We start from the raw sequence: 21,203 nt of genomic DNA on the forward strand, positions 1-21,203 counted from the left end.
GGGACGGTAGACATGGACCCCCTGACAAGGACGCACAACCCCGCTGCGCAAGCGCCTCGGCGAGAGGGCTAGTCGTGCGCATCTTCGGCCACTACATACGCCGCCGCGTGCTGATGCTCGCGACCGCGGAACTGCTGGTGGCGTATCTGTGCCTGTATCTGGTGCTGAGCCTGCCGCCCTTCCAGCCGGAGGCCCTCAGCCTGCTGGACCCGGAGCTGGTGGCGGCGACGCTGGTCGTCCTGCTGGTGCTCACCCTGGCGGGCCTGTACGAGTCGGACTATCTGGCCACCCGCAGCACGCTGCGCTCCCTGTTGCGCCTGGTGCCGGCGCTGCTGTTCGTGGGCGGGCTGCTGCTCCTGTATGGGGCCCTGGTGCCGGCGGCACTGTTTTCGCCAACGGCGGTCGGCGGCGGGGTGCTGCTGTTGCTGACCGGGCTGGTTGCCGAGCGCACCCTCTGGTGCAATTTCTCCGACGCCGACGCCTTCAAGCGCCGCATCCTGGTGCTGGGTACCGGCAGCCGGGCCCGCGCGATCGAGACGGTCCACCCGGACAAGGCCCCGGACGACCTGCCGTTCCGGGTGCTGGGCTACATCGCCACCGAGGGCGAGAAGGACTGCCCGCAGGATCCGGCGCGCCAGTTACAGCTGGGCTGCGATGCGAGCCTGCTGGAGATGGCGCGCGAGTTTCGGGCCCACGAGATCGTGGTCGCCATCCGCGACCGACGGGGCAACCTGCCCGTCCGGCAGCTGCTCGAGTGCAAGCTGAACGGGGTGGCTGTCACCGATGTGTCCAGTTTCTTCGAGCGCGAACAGCAGCGGGTGCAACTGGACTCGCTGAACGCCAGCTGGCTGATCTTCGGCGAGGGATTCCGCCAGCACTGGTCCCGCAACGCCATCAAGCGGACCTTCGACGTGCTGGCCAGTTCGATGCTACTGCTGGCCACCCTGCCGGTGATGCTGGTCACCGCCCTGGCCATCAAGCTGGAAAGCCGCGGCCCGGTGTTCTACTGGCAGACGCGCGTGGGGCTGGGGAATGTGCCATTCGAGGTCTGCAAGTTCCGCAGCATGCGCGAAGACGCCGAAGTCGATGGCGTGGCGCGCTGGGCGGTGCGCGACGACGACCGCGTGACCCGCGTGGGGCGCATCATCCGCAAGCTGCGTATCGACGAGCTGCCGCAGGTGATCAACGTATTTCAGGGCAGCATGTCGTTCGTCGGGCCGCGCCCGGAGCGGCCCGTGTTCGTCGAACAGCTGACCGAGCAGATCCCCTATTTCCCGGCGCGCCACTCGATCCGCCCCGGCATTACCGGCTGGGCGCAGGTGCGCTACCCCTACGGGGCCTCGGTCGAGGACGCGCGGCAGAAGCTGCAGTACGACCTGTACTACGTGAAGAATCACACCCTGTTCCTGGATGTCCTGATCCTGATCGAGACGGTCAAGGTCGTCCTGTTCGGCCGCGGCGCGCGCTGATCCCGTAATGACCAGTGTTCCCCTGGCCGCGATCGGCTACCTGACAGCGGCACTGGCGTTCCTGGTGCTGGCGGTGGTGACGCTGGTGCGCTGGCGCAACCGGCCCTCGGGCCTGTGGGTGGTCCTGGCCGCGTTGCTGTCGGTGGGCTGGGCGGGCTACCTGGGTTTTCTCGCCTGGCAGTACGGGACCAGCGCGGCGATCTCCGGCGGCGTGATGGAGGTGGCCCGCAATGCCGGCTGGTTCGCGCTCCTGCTGGCATTGCTCGCGGGCAGCGGAAGCCGCCCGGGGGTCGATCCGCGCGCCCTGCGCTGGTGGGCCAGTGGCGTCGCGGCCTTTCTGCTGTTCATCCTGGTGCCGATGCTGTGGCCGCAGCTGCTGGGCGCGATCTGGCCGGGGCTGGCCACGCTGCTGATGGCGATCGCCGGGCTGGTGCTGGTGGAACAGGTCTACCGCAACACGCCGCCGCAGAACCGCTGGGAGATCAAGTTCCTGTGCCTGGGTCTGGGCGGCCTGTTCGCCTTCGACCTGTTCCTGTTCGCGGATCTGGTGCTGTTCCAGACCATCGACAGCCCGTCCTGGCAGGCCCGAGGGTTCGTGAATGCGCTGGTGGTCCCGCTACTGGCAATTTCGGTGAGCCGGCGCCTGCCGCAGCGCGAGGGGCCCACGGTTTCGCGCCACCTGCTGTTTCACACCGCGTCGCTGATCGGGGCCGGGCTGTACCTGCTGGCGGTCGGCGGCGCGGGCTACTACCTGCGCCACCACGGTGGCGACCTGGGTGCCCTGCTGCAGGTGACTCTCCTGTTCGGGGCGGTGCTGCTGCTGGCGGTGGTGCTCTTCTCCGGCAGCGTCCGCGCCCAGCTGCGGGTATGGCTGGCCAAGCACTTCTTCAACTACCGCTACGACTACCGCCAGGAATGGCTGCGCTTTACCGGAACCCTCGCGCAGACCGATGACGAGACCCCGTTCCGGCAGCGGGCGATCCAGGCCATCGGCGAGCTGGTCGAGAGCCCCGGTGGCCTGCTCTGGGTCCATCGCGACGACGGCCGCTTTGCCCTCGACGGCGTGCTGAACCTGGGCGAGCCGGAGTACCCGGCGCTGGAACCGGACGATCCCCTGGTGGCATTCCTGATGCGCTCCGGCTGGGTGATCGACATCGACGAGTTTCGCCGCGATCCGACGTTCTATCACGGGCTGGAGCTGCCGGCCTGGCTGGTGGACAACCCGCGCCACTGGGCCGTGGTGCCGCTGCTGAAAAGCGATGGCCTGGAGGGCTTTGTCGTGCTGGCCCAGCCGCGGGCGCGGCATCGCATCGACTGGGAGGAGCGCGATTTGCTGAAGACCGCGGGTCGCCAGCTCGCCGTGTACGTGGCGCTGGTCCAGACCGACGAGGCGCTGCTGGAGGCGCGCCAGTTCGAGACCTTCCATCGGCTGGCGGCGTTCCTGGTCCACGACCTCAAGAACGTCTCCGCCCAGTTGTCCCTGATCAGCGCCAACGCCGAGCGCCACCGCGACAATCCCGAGTTCGTGGCGGATGCCTTCCGCACCGTGGGCCATGCCCGCGAGCGCCTGGAGCGCACCCTGGCCCAGCTGCGCAAGGCCCAGCCGGGGGCCGACAGCCCGCGTCAGGCGATCGAGGTGGACGCCCTGCTGGAGGAGGTCGCGCACGACAGCCGCGAGGTTCGGCCGGTGCCCCGGGTCACGGTCGAGGCCAGCGCCGGAGTCCTCGGAAACCGCGACGCACTGCGGAATGTGCTGCTGCACCTGGTGCGGAATGCACAGGAGGCCACGCCGGATAACGGCGATATAACCATGACCCTGAAAACCCGGGATCAATGGGCCATCATCGAAATCGAGGACAACGGGGCGGGCATGGACGAGGACTTCGTCCGGCGGCGGCTCTTCCGCCCCTTCCAGACCACCAAGGGAAACGCCGGCATGGGCATTGGCCTGTACGAGGCCCGGGACCTGGTGGTCCGGATGGGTGGGCGGATCGATGTATCCAGCCGCGTTGGCGAGGGGACCGCCTTCACGCTGCGTCTGCCACGGTACGGCACATGAGGCGTCTTCGTGCCGTTCACCATCACGTCCTCGCGGGGCCGGGTGCAAAGTAATGGAGTCGATGCTCAAGCTGCTGATTGTCGAGGATGACGCCGGCCTGCAAAGCCAGTTGCGCTGGTGCCTGGACGGCTACGAGATCCTGCAGGCCCAGGATCGCGCGAGCGCGATGGCGCATATGCGCCGGCACGAGCCCGAACTGGTCACCCTGGACCTCGGCCTGCCCCCCGACCCGGCCAACGCCACCGAGGGCCTCGCGCTGCTGGAGGAGATCCTGGCGTTCAACCCCGGGGTCAAGGTGATCGTGGTCACCGGCAATGACGATCGCGAGAACGCGCTGAAGGCCGTCGCCCTGGGGGCCTACGATTTCTACATCAAGCCCGTGGATGCCGAGCTCCTGCGCCTGATCGTGGACCGTGCCGCCCGGCTGTACGAACTCGAGGAGGAGAACCGCCGGCTGGCCCGTGGCAGCACCTCTTCGCTGTCCGGGATCATCACCTCGGATCCGCAAATGCTGCAGGTCTGCCGCATGGTGGAGCGCGTGGCGCCCTCCGACGCGACCGTCCTGCTGCTGGGCGACAGCGGGACCGGCAAAGAGGTCCTGGCGCGCGCCGTCCACGACCTCAGCAACCGCGCGAAGGAGCGCTTCGTCGCGATCAACTGCGCCGCGATCCCGGAGAACCTCCTGGAGAGCGAACTGTTCGGCTACGAGAAAGGTGCCTTCACCGGCGCGACGCGCCAGACCATCGGCAAGATCGAGCATGCCGACAAGGGCACGCTGTTCCTCGACGAGATCGGCGACCTGCCGCAGAGCCTGCAGGCCAAGCTGCTGCGCTTCCTGCAGGAGCGCACGGTCGAGCGCTTGGGCGGGCGCAACGAGATCCCGGTGGACGTCCGCATCATCGGCGCCACCAATCAGGACCTCCAGGCCCTGATCCGGGCGGGCGACTTCCGCGAAGACCTGTTCTATCGCATCAGCGAGATCAGTATCGACATCCCGCCGGTGCGCGAACGCCAGGGGGATGCGACCCTGCTGGCCCACGCCCTGCTGGAGCGCTTCGCGCGCGAGCAGGGCAAGCCGCGCCGCGGCTTTACCGCCGACGCGCTGCGCGCGATCGAGGGCCACCCCTGGCCCGGCAATGTGCGCGAGATGGAAAACCTGATCCGGCGCGCCGTGATCATGGCCGACGGCAACCTGGTGACCGCGGAGGACCTCGGGCTCGAGGACCACGACCAGGAAGCGCCGCCGGAGCGTCTGCGCGAGGCCCGCGACCGGGCCGAATACCAGTCCGTGATCAAGGCGATGGGCCGCTGCAACGGCAACATCGCCCAGGCGGCCGATACCCTCGGCATTACCCGTCCAACGCTCTACGGCCTGCTCGACAAGTACGGGCTCAGATGAGGCACACCATGGTGACTACCCGATACACGAAACAAGCATCCGGCCCGGCCCGGCCCCGTCACAATGGGATACTGCCGGGACGCCTGAAGCCGCTGGCACTGGCGGTGGTCCTGGCCACCGGCGTGGGCCTGGCGGGCTGTGACCAGATCGGGACGGCCAGCGAACAGGACTACCTCGACCGTGCCCAGGCCCTGCAGGAGCAGGGGGACTACCGGGGCGCCCGCATCGAGTATCGCAACGCCCTGCAACTGAACACCGATGCCCCGGCCACGCGCCGCAGTCTCGGCGTGGTGTATCTGCAGCTGGACAACCCGGAGGAGGCCCGCCGCCAGCTGGAACGGGCGCAGTCGCTCGGTATCCCGGAGGCGCAGGTGGCGCTGCCGCTAGCCGAGGCGTGGTTCGCGACCGACCGCTTCGCGCGGATCCGGGCGCAGTCGGTGCCGGAGGATCTCGCCGCCGAGGAGCGGCCACGGCTGCACGCGCTGCGGGCGGTCGCCTTTGCCGCCGTGGGCGAGCGCGACGCCGCGGAGGCCGAGCTGGCACAGGTCGAAGCGTCCGAGCAGGCGCCGCTGCAGGCCCTGGCGCATGCCCATCTGGCGATGGCCGAGGGTGATGCCGAGCGGGCGATGGCGTCCCTCGAACAGGCGCTCGATCAGGACCCCGAGCTGGCGCATGCCTGGAGCCTGCTGGGCGAGTACCGCCGTATCACCGGCGATTCCGAGGGCGCGGAAGAGGCCTTCACCCGGGCCATCGAGGTGCGCCCGGCTTCCGGACGTGACTACATGGCGCGCGCGATGGTGCGCCTGAATGCCGGCGATTATGAAGGGGCGCGGGCGGACGTCGACGGCCTGATGCAGGGTGGCTCGTCGCATCCCGGCGTGCATTACCTGGACGGGATGCTCCTGATGCAGGAGGAACGCTACAGCGACGCGCGCGCGAGTTTCGAACGGGCCGTGGCCGGAAATCGCACCTACAGCCCCGCATTGCTGGGGCTTGGCCTGGCGCATCGCAGCCTGGGCAATCTGGAGCAGGCCGAGCACAACCTGAACCGGCATGTGCAGGAGAGCCCGGGATCGCTGCAGGGCATCCGTACCCTGACCGCGATCTATCTGGAACAGGATCGGGTGGAGGATGCGCTGCGGTTCGTGGACCGGGTCAGCCGCGACTACACCGGCGATCCCGCCGACATGGCGGAGCTGCGCGGGCGCCTGCTGCTGGTGGCCGGCGACTCCGAAGCCGGGATCGAAGCCTTGCGCGATGCCGTGGCCGCGAGCCCCGGCTCTCAGGGCCTGCAGGAACTCCTGGCGGTGGCGCTGCTCCGGGGTGGCGAGACCGAGGAAGGCCTGGACGTGATGCGTGCCGCCGGTGGCGGCGAGGTTACGGCGCAACAGGTCGATACCACCATGGTGCTCTACCTGTTGCAGGCGGGTCGCTATGACGAGGCGCTGGAACGCGCCCAGCGCCTGCAGGAGCTGCAGCCGGAGGCCGCCGGCCCGCTGAGTCTCCAGGGCGCCGCCCTGATGGGACTGGGCCGGACCGACGAGGCGCGCGCCGCGTTCCGCGAAGGGGTCGAACGTGACCCGGACGATATCTCCGTGGCGATGAACCTTGCCAGCCTGGAATTGCAGGCCGGCAACCGTGGCGCGGCACGGGAGGTCCTGGAAGCGATTCAGGATCGCCACCCCGGGCATGCCCGCTCCGCGCAGCGCCTGGCCAACCTGAGTCTCCAGGACGGGGACCAGCAGGGCGCCGCCCGCTGGTTTCGGGTGGCGATCGAGTCACAGCCCGAGATGCTGCCACCGCATCTCGCGCTGGCCCAGATCCAGCTCCAGGGCGGCCGCCCCGAGCAGGCCCTGGAGACGCTCGAGGCTGCGAGTGAACATCATCCGGACAATCCCGATCTGCTGTATGCGCTGGCCGATGTCCAGCAGACGCTTAATCGTCCCGATGCCGCGGTCGCCAGTCTCGAGGCGGCCGTCGGGCAGGCGCCGGACAATGTGAACCTTCGGCTTGCCCTGGCCCGCGCGCATGCGCAGGCCGGTGACGAGGCCGCCACCGAGGCCACGCTGCGCGAGCTGCTGGAACGCCAGCCGGAACATTACCGGGCCCGCGTGCTGCTGGCTCGAGGGCTGGTCAACCAGGAGCGCACGGAGGACGCCCGGCCGCATCTGCAGCGGCTGGAAGAACGCTTCGAGGATCGCAGCGAGGTCCAGGCCCTGCTGGGACGTGCGGCCCTGCAGCGGGATGATCCCGCGGCCGCCGTGCGGCACTACCGGGCCGCGCTGGCGGATCCGGGTGGCCAGCGCCGGGACTGGGTCCATGAACTGGCCCGCGCGCAACGGGAATCCGGCGAGTTCGAGGCCGGCCAGGCCACGCTGGAAGGCTGGCTCGACGAGCACCCGCAGGACCTGGCGACCCGGCACATCTATGCGGCGCAGCAGATGGGGGCCGGCGACGAGTCGGGCGCCGTGGCCTCGTACCGCCGCATCGTCGAGCAGGATGCGGACGACGTGATTGCCCTCAACAACCTGGCCTGGACCCTGCGTGAACGCGAGACCGAAGAGGCGCTCGGACACGCGCGCCGGGCCGCCGAACTCGCTCCGGAGGCGCCCCCGGTGCTGGACACGCTGGCCGTGGTGCTGATCCACGCGGGCGAGCCGGCCGAGGCCGCGGATATCCTGGGTCGCGCGCACGAGCTGGCTCCGGAGGATCCGGGCATCCAGTACCACCTGGCCTGGGCGGAAAGCGAACAGGGCGCACGCGACGCCGCCGCCGACCGCCTGCGGCAACTGCTGGATGCGCACGACGCCTTCCCGCAACGGGCCGACGCCGAGGCCTTGCTCGACCGCCTGTAAGCCCGAAGAGGTCCGACGTTCGAAGGGGCTGCCACAGGCAGCCCCTTTTTTCATGCCTGCCCGTACGCCTGCACGGCCGGGATGACGGTGTGTGGGGGTATGAGGCCGGGAATCTGGATGGCCTGTTCCGCCCCCTGTAGGAGCCTGCTCGCAGGCGAATGCCCCTGCCCGCGTCCGGCTCTGGCAGGAGCTTCGCCTGCAAGCAGGCTCCCACAAGGATGTTTCCACCGCGCACCCCTCTGTCGTCATCCCGGAGACCGCGCAGCGGTTATCCGGGATCTGCCGGGATCTGCCGGGGGCTGCCGGGGGCTGCCGGGGGCTGGCGCGGCGTCGGTGGCGGGGGTGGGAGATCCCGGCTCTTCGCTTCGCTACGGCCGGGATGGCGGAGTGTGGGGGAGTGCAGCGGTGGGGAATCCGGATGTCCTGATGTGACCCCTTGACCCCTGTGGGAGCCTGCTTGCAGGCGAATGCTCCTGCCCGCGTCCGGCTCTGGCAGGGGCTTCGCCTGCAAGCAGGCTCCTACAAGGATGTTTCCACCGCGCACCTCCCTGTTCGTCATCCCGGAAACCGCGTAGCGGGTATCCGGGATCTTCAGGGCTGGCGTGGCGTTGGTGGCAGCGTCGGGAGATCCCGGCTCTTCGCTTTGCTGCGGCTGGGATGACGAGGTGTGGGGGAGCGCTGGACCTGGGGTGACGCGGGTGTGTGGGGGCGTGGTGTCCGGGGCGGATTGACGGGCGTGGGGGAAGGCTCTGACTGGGGTGTAGATGATGGTGGTGCGTGATGGTTGGTATGCCCAGGGCTGGGCGTGGGGTTGCCGTATGGGCCGGGGCCGGGCAGAAAAAAGGGCTCCGCGGAGGGAGCCCTTAACTCGGTGACCCCACAGGGGGGGGTGGCCACCAAGGCTGTTGGTGGTGCGTGTTATGCGGCCTGGCGGTGGGTGCTGTTGGAGCGGCGGCGCATGCCACCGACGCCGATGAAGCCCGCCAGGATCAGCAGGGAGAGGCCCATCAGCGCCAGGGTGCCCGGTTCCGGCACCGCGAAGCGCAGGCTGCCGTCGTGGGTCGACTGGGTCTCGCTGAAGAGGCCTTGCCCTTCGCGCTCGTCGCCATAGACGTTGTTGGCGTCATCGCCGAAGAACGTCACGGGACCGGGTTCCTGGATCGTGCCGGCGCTGGCAAAGGCCGAGACCATGAACGTCGGGGCGCCTTCTTCGTCTTCGATCAGGTCGGCGAAGTCGATGCCGTCAGCGGTGAACCAGAAGCCCGGGAGCACGCTCACGACCTGGAATTCGAAGGTGAAGGTCCCTTCGATGAAGTCCCCGCCCGCGCTGTCGAACTCCAGGATGCTGTTGCCGGACTTCAGGGCCAGCTCCATCACCTGTTCGCCAGCGCTGAAGTGGGCCGCCGCCGCTTCATAGTCCTGACCGAAGCCGGGATTCAGGTCGGAGACGAAGAGCTGGAAGTTGTCGGTGCCCACCGAGGTGTAGTTGGCGTTGACCACGTAGTTGTTTGCGGGGTTACCGTCGACGTAGCCGGCGCTGGCGACCACCCCGCGGAGTTCATCCCAGAGGAGCCCCATGGAGTATGTGGCCCCAACGAAGTCAGGCCCGGACTGGGGAGCAGATCCGCCGAGCGAGGTCCGGTAGGACCCGGCATCGCCGTAGCCTCGGTCATAGAAGACATCGCCGGCCTGCACCGGGTTCAACGGATCCTGAACGTACTGGAAGGTCTGGGTGTTCAGGTCGAACTGGATGCGGCGGATGTTTTCGGCCGAACCGCTGTAGTTCGTCGTGGCGTCGAGGTTGATGTCGAAGTCGATGATCTCTGCCGCTGTCGCCGTGCTCGCGCCGGCGGCGAACATGCCGACAAAGAGCGAAGCGAGAAGTACTTTTTTCGCGTTCATGGGGCTCTCCTGATGCTCAATTTACAGCGATTCAACCATCGCCGGGGTCTGGCCTGGTGGCCGTGTCTGTTGCTTTCGGTTGAATACAAAGCAGGCTCCGTGCCAATTTCCAGGCTCAGGGCGGATGGGTCGCAAGGCATTGAAAAGAACGGAGAAAATTGGGGGTCAGCTGCTGGGCCATGGACCGCGTGATCGCAGGAGGGTCTTCTGGCCGGGGAACTGTAAAGGGTGTCGACGAGCGGGCCGGCTGGATGAGGCCGTCAGGACGCCCGAAACCGGAGAAACCGGTAAAGAATGTGCAAAAACATAGGGTTGTGCGGATCACTTGGCTTGTAAAGCATCTCGACAGGCCGGTCGCCAGAGGCGCGGCCGGGGCTCGGTCAGGCCGTGCGGGCCCGCGCGAGCCGGTGCCCGACGACCAGCAGGGCCGGTAGTACCAGCAGGTCGAACAGTAGCGCCGCGATCAGCCCGAAGGCGGTCAACCAGCCAAAGGCGGCCGTGGGCTGGAAGTCGGACAGGGCCAGCAGCAGGAACTGGCCCACCAGCACGATGGTGGTGGCGGTGATCGCGCGCCCGCTTCGGCGGAAGCTGCGGGCGAGCGCCCAGGCGACCGGACTGCCCCGCCCGCGGCGCTGGCGATAGTTGTGCAGGATGTGGATGGTGTCGTCCACGGCGATGCCGATGGCGACACTGGCAATCATGGCCGTGGCCATGTCCAGCCAGATGCCGAGCAGGCCCATCAGGGCGAAGATCATCGCCACCGGTGCCAGGTTGGGGATCATGCTGAGCAGCGTCAGCGGGATCGAGCGCCACATCAGCAGCATCAGCAGCGTGATCATCGCGGCCACGGCATACAGGCTGTGCAGCTGCCCCTCGATCAGTAACCGCTCCTGGTCCGCGAACAGTCGGGCCATCCCGGCCATGTCCCATTCCAGGTCGGCTGGCGGGTTGGCCTCCAGGTGGTCGCGCAGGTCGTCCATCAGCGCGTTGATGGCCCGTGCCCCGTGGGCGTTCAGGTTGAGCAGGATGCGGCTGCGTTCGAAGTCGCGGTCGACGGCATCGAACAGGTCGCGGCCGTCGTAGATGAACAGGTACTGGGCGACCAGGTTGGGGTCGTCCGGGATGCGCCGGAAGGCCGGGTCTTCCTCGTTGAAGGCCCAGTGCATCTCGGCGACGAGATCCGGCAGGGACAGGCTGTAGTCCACCTCGGGACGCTGGTCCAGCCAGTCCTGCACGCGCTGGATGGCCTGCATGCGTTCCGGGTCCTGCAGGCTGTCCCAGTCCGGCCCGTCGAACACCACCTCCAGTGCCATCACCCCGGAGAGTTCGTTCTCCACCGCACGGGTCGCCTGGGTGATCGAGTGGTTGTCGTCGAAGAAGGCGTAGAGATCGGTTTCGACCTCGACATGCCGGATCTGCGGGATGGCCAGCGCCAGCAGGATGGCCGTGGCCAGCAGGACCCAGCCGGCCCGGCGGATCGCCAGGTGTGCCGCCAGCGCCGTCACGCGGTCCAGCAGGCGCAGCCCGCGCCGGGGCGCGAGCCAGTTGCCACGGTCCCAGCGCACCATGATCGCCGGCAGGATCAGCAGCACGACCGCTGCCGCGACGAGGACGCCAAAGGCCCCGATCAGGCCGAAGGTCTCGATCGGCCGGATGCTGCTGACCTGCAGCGAGGCGAGCCCCGCCGCCGTGGTCAGCGCCATGAACCACGTGGGCCGGGCCACGGCGGAAAGCGCCGCTTCCACTCGCGCGCGCCCCCGGTGGCCACGTTGCGCGGCGTGCAGCATGGCGTTGAAGAAGTGCATCAGCATCGCCACCGTCAATGCGGTCAGCAGGGGCGGCAGGATGGCGGAGATCAGTGTGAACGGCCGGTCGAGCAGGATCAGCAGGGCGATCGCGGGCCCGGTGACCGCGCTGATCGTGGCAGCGGACAGCACGACCACCAGCGGGCGCCGGAACAGCCACCACAGCAGCAGGAGGCTGATGGTCATGGTGCCCGGAACCAGGAAGGCGAGGTCCTTGACCATCGCCCGGAGCTGCGCGACATCCAGGGCGATATGGCCGGCGATGGCGGTCAGATCGCCTTCCAGGTCGTGCTCGGCGATCCGGTCGCGGAGCAGGCGTTCCAGCTGCAGGCGCTGCAGGCTGTTTTCCAGCGCGTGCGGGCGCACGACCACCGCCAGGACCTCGCCGTCGGGGCCGGCTACCAGGCCGGGGGCGAAGCGGTCACGCAAGACCCGCTCGCGCCATTCATCGGCCGTGCGTTCGTCCAGCGCGCGGCCGTCCACCAGGCGGTCCACGGTGAAGCCGTCGGTCGTGGCCCGAATGTGGTCCAGGGTGGTGACCGACAGGACCCGTTCGACGCTCGGGTCGGCCTCCATGTCGCGCACCAGCGCGTCGATGCGTTGCAGGAAATCGGCCTCGAACAGCTCGCTGCCGGTAAACAGGCCGACCAGTACCTGATCCTGAGGGAAGCGTTCGCGCAGTTCGCGATCGAAGGTGACGGCCGCGGCATCCTCGGGGAAATAGGACTCGGGGGCGTTATCCAGGTTGACCTGCAGGAGAACGGGGCCGGGCAGGAAGAGCAGCAGGACCAGGATGCCCAGTGCCAGTCGCGGGCGCCCCAGCAACCAGCGCATCAGAACTGCCCCCGCCAGCCGGTGACGAGCATGCGGTTATCGCGGTAGAAGCCCCCGGCCGTGCCCTCGGCCCCGTCCAGCCAGTGCAGGCCGATATAGAATTCCATGGGTTCGCGGGCGATCCATGCCAGTTCCGGGTTCAGGTAGACGTCGCGGCGGTTGAGCCCGATCGAATAGCGCAGGCGCGCCCGCCAGTTGTAGTCGGCAAACGGGCTCTCCAGTTCTCCGGTCAGGAAGTAGCTTTCGCGCGCATCCAGCATGTCGCCGGCGTTCAGCAGGTGCTGGCCCGCCAGCTGGGTGGTCATGCGGAAGTCCCCGTCTCCGGGGAAGCCCTCGGCGCCGACCACCCAGTCGACCCCCTCCACCGTGGTCTGGCGCAGGTCATCCGCGCGAGTCACCGGTACGTCGCTCAGCCAGGCGGCCTCGGCGCGCCAGGTCCAGGCGCCGGTGGCAAAGGCGGTGTCGCCGCCCACCACCCAGGTCCGCGGGTGGACGGCCTCCAGCGTCGGGTCCCCGGGTGGCTGGCCGGCAAGGATGGCCTGGCGGGTGTCGGTATCGAAGCGGTAGTAGGGCTGCGAATGCCGGGCCCGCTGGACGGTGACGGCGAAATCGGCGCCGCGGCCGGAGCGCCCCAGGCGCACGCCGGCGCCGCCGTTGCCGGAGACATCGTCGTCCAGCGCGGCCTGCTGGATCACCGGCGCCAGCGCCGGGTCCTGTGGCAGCCCCAGCAGGCGTCCGCGGTTGCGGTCCACCGGGTGCCAGAGGCTGTCAAGGTCGGGCAGCTCCGCCGGCCGGAACAGGGGCAGGAAGACCAGGTCCGCATGCCACGGCCCCTGGAAGAATTCCGCGCGGATCGCCGGGTTCGCGCGGCGCCGTTCGCCGTACGGGTCCAGGCCGAAGCGGGTCAGGTCCTTGGTGCTGAGCCGGTCGGTGGGCGGGATCTCGTCCACCCGTCCCCACAGGATGCGCTGGGTGCCCACGGTGACGCGCGTACGATCGCCCCGGTAGCGCAGGAAATTTTCGTCATAGTCGGCGCGTGCGCGGGTGGTGCTCGGGTAGTCGCCGCCCTGCTGGGCCTGGATGTCCGCGCGCGCGCCCAGGCGCAGCTCCCAGGCCTCGTTCAGGTCGCGGCGGGCACTGACCACGCCGCGACCGTGCTGCACATGGTCCACGGGGCGCCCGGATGTGCCCAGCACGCCCAGTTCGATGCGGGCGTCCTCTACCCGCAGGTCCCAGGCGGCGGCGCCGGTCTGGGTGTCCGCGTCCGCATCCTCGGCCGACTCCTCGCCGAATACGAACGCGCGCTGTGCTTCGTCTTCGGCATCACCGTTTGGGGTGTCGCGCGACGGTGCCGGAGTGTCAGGCGCGGCGTCGCTCGCGGGAGCGGAGGATGCGTCGGCGACGGCGACGGGCGCAGCGGCGGACCCAGCCGTGGGCATGTCCGGGACCTGCAGCACCGCGCCGGCGCGCAGGGTATGCACGTCGCCGTCGAAGGCGTGCGGATTGTGTTCGAACAGGCGCTGGACCATCTTCCGAGTGGGGATGCGCGGGTCCGGGCGCAGGCGCTCGGCCACGCTCCACAGGGTGTCGCTGGCGCGCACGGTGTAGTAGTTGCCGGCGCCCGGGATGGGCGCGGGTTCGGTGCGCGCAAGCTCGTCCGGCGCGGGCGGCTGGAGCGTCGCCCCGGCCTTCAGGCCCTCGGGCCCGCCGTCAAAGGCATCCGGGTTGCGGGCATACAGCGCCTGCGCCATGGCCTGGATGCGGACGGACGGGTCGGGGCGCAGATCGCGGGCGATGCTCCAGAGGGTGTCGCCCGGCTGCACGGTATAGGGGGCCGGCGCCGCGGCGGCCAGCGGCATTGGCCCCAGCACCAGCAGCCCGGCGAGCACCGTGGCGCACCATCCCCCGGGCCGGGGCGTGGGCGCTTCATGGGCGATAGGGGCGCGCAAGGCTCGGGTCCGATAGGCCGCGGAGGGTGAATAGCTCGTCCGGGAGACCGCTATTGTAGGTCACGTCCTCGACCTCGAGGATGGTGGTGCGGCCGCTGGCAAGATCGGTCATGGAGCTGCGGGTTACCGTCCAGTAGCCCTGGATCTCCTCGATCCGCTGTACCTCCAGGCGCTTCGCGGGCTCGTCGCCCCCTTCGTACAGGTCGATACGCAGCGGCAGGAGGGTCTCCTCGTGGATCCAGCTGACTCGCTTGCTGTAGACGGAGTTGCCGCTGTCCACGGGCACGCTCTCGAGCACGGTGACCGGGGTGCCCTCGTAGGTATCCTCGCCCAGGATGCGGTGGTGGTCCTTGTGCGGTTCGCGGTCTTCCAGGTCCTCGAAGTAGAGCTCGGACTGCACGAAGCTGCCGCCCCGGTTCTCGCTGCTGATGCGGCGCTCGCGCTGGATCGCGGGCAGGTAGAGCCACTGGTCGACATCGCCGCCCGGGTGGTTGTGGACCAGGATGGCCGTGTCGGCAATGTTGCGCGGCGACGTAAAGCGAATGAGGTTGCGGCTGGCACCGGGCTCGTCGCCATCCAGCCGGTACTCGTAGCTTTCGCGCACGCGCTCGCGGCGGCCGCCGCCGGTGAGTGTCATGATCCCCCGGGTGACGGCGTCGTCCCCGTCCGGGCGCTCGTGGACGGCGCGGGCCAGCTCGCGCGCCGCGGATTCCTCCGCCAGCGCCGTGGCGGGCAGGGTGGCCACCGCGAGCAGGAGGCCCGCGCCGAGGAACATGGCGGTCCGGTTCATCATGGCGTCATTGTACCTCCGGGTTCGCGGCCCGCTGGTGCGCGCGCTGGGCGCGCAGTCGCCGGCGGGCGATCCGGATCAGCAGGCGGTGGAGCGGGTTGCGATTGCCCCCGGGGCGCCAGGTGCGGGCGAGGCGCTGGCGGTAGGCGTCGAAGTGCACGCCCCGCGGGGCCCAGGTCAGCGCACCGCGCCCCAGCAGCAGCTTGAGCACCTCGGTGCCCATGACCCCGGCGCACAGGTCGCAGGCCATCGGCGTGGAGGGGCCGCGGCGTGCCGCCAGGTCGACGGCTGTCGGGTCGGCCAGGTAGCCCATCTGCAGCATCGCGGGCGCCAGGCCGATCATGAAGCGCAGGGCCAGCTCCTCGTCGTCCAGGTCGTCGTGCAGGTCGAAGTAGGCGTCGAAGCTCATCCCGTCGGGGCGGAAGTTCAGCAGGGCGGCCCCCATGCCGAGCGGGGCCACCGTGACGGCGGGGATGCCGCGCTCGGCACAGGCCCGGAAGACCTGGCGCCGGATGTCGAAGGCGAAGAAGTCGAGGCCGTCCACGTAGACATCCACGCCGTCGAGGAAGGCCTCCAGGTTGTCGGCGTGGACGCCCTGCGCAAAGGCGTCGATCTCGAGTTCCGGGTTGATGTCCCGGGCCATCTCTTCCAGCACCTCGACCTTGGGTCGGTCCAGCCGCGACAGGGCCGCGCCGACCTGGCGGTTCATGTTGTGCAGCTCGAAGATGTCGGGGTCGGCGATGCGGAAATGGCCGATCCCGAGGCGCACCAGGGTCAGCAGGTGGGCGCCGCCGACCCCGCCAAGACCGGCGATCGCGATGCGGGCGCCGCGCAGCCGCTGCAGTTCGGCCGGCGTCACCCAGCCAACCGTTCGTGCGAAGGCCGTCTGGTAGTCGAACCCGGAACTCAATGTGCCAACCCGTTGAGTCCCGGTTGCGAGCGTGCGGGTAGCGGCAGGCGTGTCCGGCCGGTCGGGCGGACGACAGGGCACCCGGCAGCGCCCGGGAAGCGGAGCATCTGCGCGGATGTCACGACCGGGGGGACACGCGGGGCGCGCAGCAAGGTCGACTCCACGTGCCGGCACAGCTCGCTCAGGGCACTCGATCGCTGGATGCTTTCGTGTGCCTCGCCGGAGTCGATGTAGAACGCCGCGCGCTTGCCGTGATAGTGCACGACCTCGCCGATCTGGGTGAACTCCAGCCCGGTATGCCGCAGGATGCGGGCGAGGGCCGGCTCCATCATCGCGAAGGCATGCTGCTTGCGGTAGTGCACGCAGAGCAGGGTTGCGGCCACGAACAGGCTGACCGCGAGGATCGGAAACACGCGGATCTGGTCGGGCGAGAGTTTCAGGGCCTCGATGTCCCCGATCGGGGTGGCGGCCTCGCCGTTGCGGCGGCGGAACATGCTGTGCACGGCGAGCCGGGACACCTCGCAGACGTTGTCGCGCTCCAGCCGGTCCGGGCGCCAGGGGGTGTCGAAAAAGCTGTCGTGGCAATGGCGCTCCATGGGCAGTTGTCCGATCGGGTCCCGGGTGTCGACATGCACTACGCGCACACAGCCGGCGGCCATCCCGCTGGGCTTGTGCTCCAGCAGGCAGTGCCAGGCCTGGGCGTCGTACGCGTCGACCTCCTTGTGGCCCGGGCAATCCTCCTCCCGCTCGAAGCCGAACTCCTTGCAGTACACCTGGTAGCGAAGATGCTGGATGTCCTCCAGGTGTTCCCCGGTGCGCTGGGAGAGATCGAAGTACCGCTTGAAACCGCTGACGATCGAGTCGCTTTCCACGACTAGTTTCCTCCTGCTGCAAGCCCCGCCACGTCCGGTGGCGGCCCCCACGCGGCGGGCACCTCCGTCGGATGCGGCGCCCCGCCCGTGGCGGGCTCTTCCCACGCAGTGTAGTGGGGAATCTCCGCCGCTGCCGGGAGTTGCAGGCGCTCTCGCCAGGCGCGCAGGGCCGTGCCCGCGGCCTCGGTGTGCGCGAGGCACGGGATGCGGGTGCCACGATGACGGTGGGGGGCGCCGCACACCTCGATGGGCAGGCCGTGGCGTCGCAGCAGTCGCACGAGTGCCGGGCGCACCAGGAAGAACATCCGGCGGTAGCCGTGGCGCCGCGCGTACTCCTGCGAGGCCTGGCACAGGTGATAGAGCACCTCGGGCGAAGCCCCGCGCACGATCAGGCGCGACACCTCCAGTGCGGGTTCCCGGGACTGGGCTGCCACCTCGGGAAACAGCCGGCAGTTCGCCGTGGTCGGCAGGGGTTGGTTCCCCGGCAGGATCAGGCGCATGGCGCCCACCCAGCGAGCGTCCGGCGGGCGGCCTTCGTGGCTGATCAGGAAATGCTCGGCATGCTCGTCGTAGGCATCGCGCTCGATGCCTTCCGGGTGTTGTTCGGCGGGTTCGAAACCGGTTTCGCGGCAGTACACCTCGTAGCGCAGGCGGAAATGGATCCGTCGGGCGGCCTCCGAGCGTGCGAGATAGGCGCGGAACCGTCCGGCCCTATTCACGCGCAGAGCCGCATCCGGAACCGGATGCGGCGGGCGGTCGAGGGGGTGTGTCTGTACTTCGGTTGGGTGTCGAGTCCGTATTCGGATAATGCATGTTTCTGCTCCCATGGTCCGAGATTGAATGCCGCACCGTTCAGTGCGCGGCATTCGCGAACTGCAGACCGACCCCGCGCGGACTGGAAAACACCACCACGCCGTCGCGCACGCTGCCCTCCGCCACCATGACCCGGATGGGCGTTCCCGGGGGCAGTCGCGGCTGGTAGCGCAGCGGCATGACGCGTGCGCCGTAGCGCGAGATGTCCACCAGCCGGCAGCGCGCCGGTCGTCCCTGCACCCACATCTCGGTGAGTCGGTTGACGATCTCGCGCGGCCAGCGCCGCCGTTCCTCAGGCATCGGGGTGGTTGCCCCGTCGTCCTGTCCCTCGCCGAACTGCCATGCCATGGCCGCGCCCCAGTGCCGTTCCTCCGACGAGCTGGCGTAGATCTGTGCCTGCGCCGGATGCGTGATCGGGGGTGACCCCAGTCGGTCGATCAAGGCCGCCACGAAGCTGGCGGAGACCTGTTCATACTCGCCGACGGTCTCCAGATCCTGATACAGCTGGCCGTGGACCTCGTCCAGGATGCGCAGGCGTTCCTCCCAGGGTTGATCCGCGATCGCCGGGAACCAGAAGTCCGCGAGCTCCAGTGCCAACTTTTCGTGACTCATCAGCGATCCTTGAGGGTCGGTGCAGGGGCCGCTGCAGGCTTACGACTCTACCCAGTGACCCGGTAGCAAACCCTGTACCAGTTCACAGAACCGCCCGGGATTCATTCGCCTCCGTGCGATCGCCCGCGCCGTGATCTGCGCGTCAGTTCGCCGTGTGTAAACAATCCCGACATCTGTGGACAGGTCTGCACAAACCCACTTGAATGAACCTGGGATTTCCCCAAACCCGGCAGGACCGGCATGACGGTGCCAGACCCGGGTGGTCCCGGCGCAACGCAGGCGCGTCCGGGGGACAGGTATTCGCTGCAGATCGGCCCGCGGGCGCTCCCATGCGCCAGTGCGGTCGGCGGGAAGCTGGGCCGTATGGAAAAGATCGTTCAAGAGCTCTGGCAGCATGTGCGGGGCACCTGGCGCAAGCGCTGGTGGATCCTGCCAATTGCCTGGCTGGTCTGTATCGGTGGCTGGGCCTACGCCCACAACCTGCCGGATACCTACCAGGCGGATGCCCGGATCTACGTGAACACCCAGTCGGTGCTGGACCCGCTGCTGCGCGGGATGACGGTACGCCCGAACACCGAGCAGCGCCTGCGCATGATTACCCGCACCCTGCTCAGTCGCGACAACCTCGAGGAGATCGCCCGCGAGAGCGATCTCGATGTGCTGACCGGGAACGCCAGCCTGGATGCCCAGGTGGCATTGCTGCGTTCGCGGCTGACCCTGGAGGGGGGCGAGCGCGACAACATCTACAGCGTCCGCTTCCGCCACAGCAACCCCGAGGTCGCCTACCGCGTGGTCCGCGAGACAGTCGACCTGTTCATGGCCCGCGGCATGGGCGACTCGCGCCTGGATCTCACGACCTCGCAGCAGTTTATCGAGCGCCAGCTGGAGAACTACGAACAGCAGCTGCAGGAGAAGGAGGCCGAGATCGAGCAGTTCAAGCGCGACAACGCGCGCTTCCTCAGTGGCGATGGCAACTTCTACTCGCGGCTCGAGCGCACCCGTGACCAGTTGCAGCAGGCCCGGCTGCAGCGCCGCGAGGCCGAGAGCCGCCTGCAGACCCTGGAGCGGCGCGCCCGCGAGGGCCGGGCCAGTGGCGTGGGCCCCGGCGGCTACGAGAACTCGGAACTGGACCGGCGCATCAGCGAATTGCAGGAGAACATCGACGCGATGCGGCTGCGCTACACCGATGAACACCCGGACGTGGTGTCGTCGCGCCGCATCCTCGTCGAGCTGGAGGAGCGCCGGGAACGGGAGGCGCAGGAGTTCGCGCGCAACCCGCAGGCCATCCAGCGCCCGGGCAGCAGCAACGAGGCGCTGCAGAACGCGATCTCCGAAACCGAAAGCGAGATCGCCTCGCTGACCACCCGCATTGCCGAGTTCGAGGAGCGGGTGGCGCGGCTGGAGGGCGATGTGGACCGCGCGCCGGCGGTGGAGTCCGAGCTGACTTCCCTGACCCGCAACTACGACGTGCTGCGCAATTCCTACCGCCAGCTGCAGGACCGTCGCGAGCAGGCGGTGATGTCCGAGGCCGTGGAGAGCCAGACCGACGCGGTCGATTTCCGGGTGCTGGAGCCACCGCGCCAGCCCACGGCGCCGGCCTCGCCGGATCGGCCCATGCTGGCCACCGCCGTCCTGCTGGTCGGCCTGGGGGCGGGCACCGGATTTGCCTTCCTGCTGTCGCAGCTGCGGCGAACCATCAGCAGCAGCCAGCAGCTGGCGGCGGTGACCGGCCGCCCGGTCCTCGGCAGTGTCTCGCGCGTGCGCACCCCGATGACCCGGCACCGGCGGCTGTCCGAGCTGGCCGTGTTTGCGGCGGCACTGGGGACCCTGGTGCTGGTCTACGCCGTGGTCATGGGGCTCTATGCGACCGGGTCCGAGTTCCTTCTGGACGAGCTCATGGGATGGCTGCGATGAGGGTGCCGGGCGGGTTCGCCGGGCACGTTTCCGGTCATCGCCGGGCGCACCGACTATCTTTCAGGGAACGGGCCGATTCGACGCAATCGGTTGCCGGCAGGGGGCAGACAGCGCGATGAGCATTATCGAGAAGGCACTGGACAAGAACCGGGCGCGACAGCCGGTCCCCGAAGCCAGGGCGGAACAGGCGCCGGCCCCCGAAACCGCGACACCCGAGCCCGAACCTCAACGGGCGCCGGTATCACAGGAAGTCAGCATCGATTTTGCCTGGCTTCGCAAGCAGGGGCTCATCGTGCCCGGGGATCAACGCTCCAGCGTGGCGGAAGAGTTCCGCATGATGAAGCGCCCGCTGCTGAACAACGCCTTCGGGCGCCACGCGGCAATGCGCGTGCCCCGTGGTCGGCTGATCATGATCACCAGTGCCCTGCCAGGGGAAGGCAAGACCTTCACCAGTGTGAACCTGGCGCTCAGCATGGCGATGGAGCTGGAACGCACGGTGCTGCTGGTGGATGCCGATGTGGCGCGACCGGCGATCCCCCGCACGCTGGGTTTCAAGGCCGACCTCGGGCTGATGGATGTGCTCAGCGAGCCGGATATCCAGATCCCCGATGTCCTGCTGCGCACCAACGTGGAGAACCTGACCGTTCTGCCCGCGGGCCGTCCGCACGGGCGTTCGACCGAGATCCTGGCGAGCGACGTGATGCGGGATCTGGTCGACGACCTGCACGATCGCTACGAGGACCGGATCATCCTGTTCGACTCCCCGCCCCTGCTGGCGACCAGCGAGCCGGGTGTGCTCGCGACCCACATGGGACAGGTGGTGATGGTGGTCGAGGCCGATCGCACGCCGGCCAGCACGGTGGAGCGGGCCATGCATCAACTGGATTCCTGCGGGGTCGTGCTCACCTCCCTCAACCGTGCGACGCCCGGTATCGGCATGGGGGGGCAGTACTACGGGGGCAGCTACTATGGCAGCGAGCGTGATCATGTCGCCGGCGCCCCGTCCCGATAGCCCCCGGG

At 68.8% G+C, this 21,203-nt stretch carries 14 protein-coding genes; 6 read left to right on the forward strand and 8 right to left on the reverse strand.

What is annotated here, in order from left to right; genetic code table 11:
* Positions 1–74: 74 nt before the first annotated feature.
* From F627_RS0103580 to prsT, 4 genes are all read left to right on the forward strand, one after another.
* Positions 75–1,469 carry a TIGR03013 family XrtA/PEP-CTERM system glycosyltransferase gene (locus F627_RS0103580; protein ID WP_018866591.1) on the forward strand — a complete coding sequence of 465 codons (1,395 nt, stop codon included), beginning with the start codon at positions 75–77 and terminating at the stop codon, positions 1,467–1,469.
* A gap of 7 nt (positions 1,470–1,476) precedes the next feature.
* The gene (gene prsK / locus F627_RS0103585) at positions 1,477–3,528 is read left to right on the forward strand and encodes an XrtA/PEP-CTERM system histidine kinase PrsK (RefSeq protein WP_018880175.1); all 2,052 of its coding nucleotides are present in this window, start codon (positions 1,477–1,479) and stop codon (positions 3,526–3,528) included.
* Positions 3,529–3,589: 61 nt separating this feature from the next.
* Positions 3,590–4,927, forward strand: a complete 1,338-nt coding sequence (prsR, locus tag F627_RS0103590) for a PEP-CTERM-box response regulator transcription factor (RefSeq protein ID WP_018876712.1) — start codon at positions 3,590–3,592, stop codon at positions 4,925–4,927.
* A gap of 8 nt (positions 4,928–4,935) precedes the next feature.
* Complete coding sequence (gene prsT, locus F627_RS0103595) at positions 4,936–7,782, forward strand: XrtA/PEP-CTERM system TPR-repeat protein PrsT (RefSeq protein ID WP_231370129.1); 2,847 nt, start codon at positions 4,936–4,938, stop codon at positions 7,780–7,782.
* Between the two features lie 918 nt (positions 7,783–8,700).
* Here the strand turns inward: prsT and F627_RS0103600 are convergent.
* The 8 genes from F627_RS0103600 to F627_RS0103635 form a co-directional block, all read right to left on the reverse strand.
* Positions 8,701–9,684, reverse strand: coding sequence for a PEP-CTERM sorting domain-containing protein (locus F627_RS0103600; RefSeq protein WP_019583303.1), 984 nt, complete (start codon positions 9,682–9,684; stop codon positions 8,701–8,703).
* Between the two features lie 380 nt (positions 9,685–10,064).
* Positions 10,065–12,323, reverse strand: a complete 2,259-nt coding sequence (locus tag F627_RS0103605; RefSeq protein ID WP_019583304.1) for an RND family transporter — start codon at positions 12,321–12,323, stop codon at positions 10,065–10,067.
* Complete coding sequence (locus F627_RS0103610) at positions 12,323–14,212, reverse strand: LysM peptidoglycan-binding domain-containing protein (protein WP_019583305.1); 1,890 nt, start codon at positions 14,210–14,212, stop codon at positions 12,323–12,325. Before F627_RS0103610 ends, F627_RS0103605 begins: the two co-directional genes overlap by 1 nt.
* Before the next feature lie 37 nt (positions 14,213–14,249).
* Positions 14,250–15,065 (reverse strand): outer membrane lipoprotein-sorting protein, encoded by an 816-nt coding sequence (locus tag F627_RS0103615; protein ID WP_018878391.1) that lies wholly within the window; start codon positions 15,063–15,065, stop codon positions 14,250–14,252.
* Positions 15,066–15,069: 4 nt separating this feature from the next.
* Entirely contained in the window at positions 15,070–15,972 is a 903-nt protein-coding gene (locus F627_RS0103620) for a ThiF family adenylyltransferase (protein ID WP_019583306.1), read from the reverse strand.
* A complete protein-coding gene (locus F627_RS0103625) occupies positions 15,969–16,844 on the reverse strand; it encodes a PEP-CTERM/exosortase system-associated acyltransferase (protein ID WP_019583307.1) in 876 nt (291 codons plus the stop codon). The genes F627_RS0103620 and F627_RS0103625 overlap by 4 nt, the downstream gene beginning before the upstream one ends.
* Positions 16,845–16,846: 2 nt before the next feature.
* The gene (locus F627_RS0103630) at positions 16,847–17,563 is read right to left on the reverse strand and encodes an acyl-homoserine-lactone synthase (protein ID WP_018880168.1); all 717 of its coding nucleotides are present in this window, start codon (positions 17,561–17,563) and stop codon (positions 16,847–16,849) included.
* Between the two features lie 133 nt (positions 17,564–17,696).
* Positions 17,697–18,269, reverse strand: coding sequence for a PilZ domain-containing protein (locus F627_RS0103635; RefSeq protein WP_018881921.1), 573 nt, complete (start codon positions 18,267–18,269; stop codon positions 17,697–17,699).
* Positions 18,270–18,632: 363 nt separating this feature from the next.
* On the opposite strand from F627_RS0103635, the gene F627_RS0103640 reads away from it, so the two are divergent.
* Positions 18,633–20,183 carry an XrtA system polysaccharide chain length determinant gene (locus F627_RS0103640; RefSeq protein WP_019583308.1) on the forward strand — a complete coding sequence of 517 codons (1,551 nt, stop codon included), beginning with the start codon at positions 18,633–18,635 and terminating at the stop codon, positions 20,181–20,183.
* Between the two features lie 115 nt (positions 20,184–20,298).
* A complete protein-coding gene (locus F627_RS0103645; RefSeq protein ID WP_019583309.1) occupies positions 20,299–21,195 on the forward strand; it encodes an XrtA-associated tyrosine autokinase in 897 nt (298 codons plus the stop codon).
* Positions 21,196–21,203: the final 8 nt, after the last annotated feature.

This window comes from Thioalkalivibrio sp. ALE16 (assembly GCF_000381305.1).
Classification (GTDB): Bacteria; Pseudomonadota; Gammaproteobacteria; order Ectothiorhodospirales; family Ectothiorhodospiraceae; genus Thioalkalivibrio.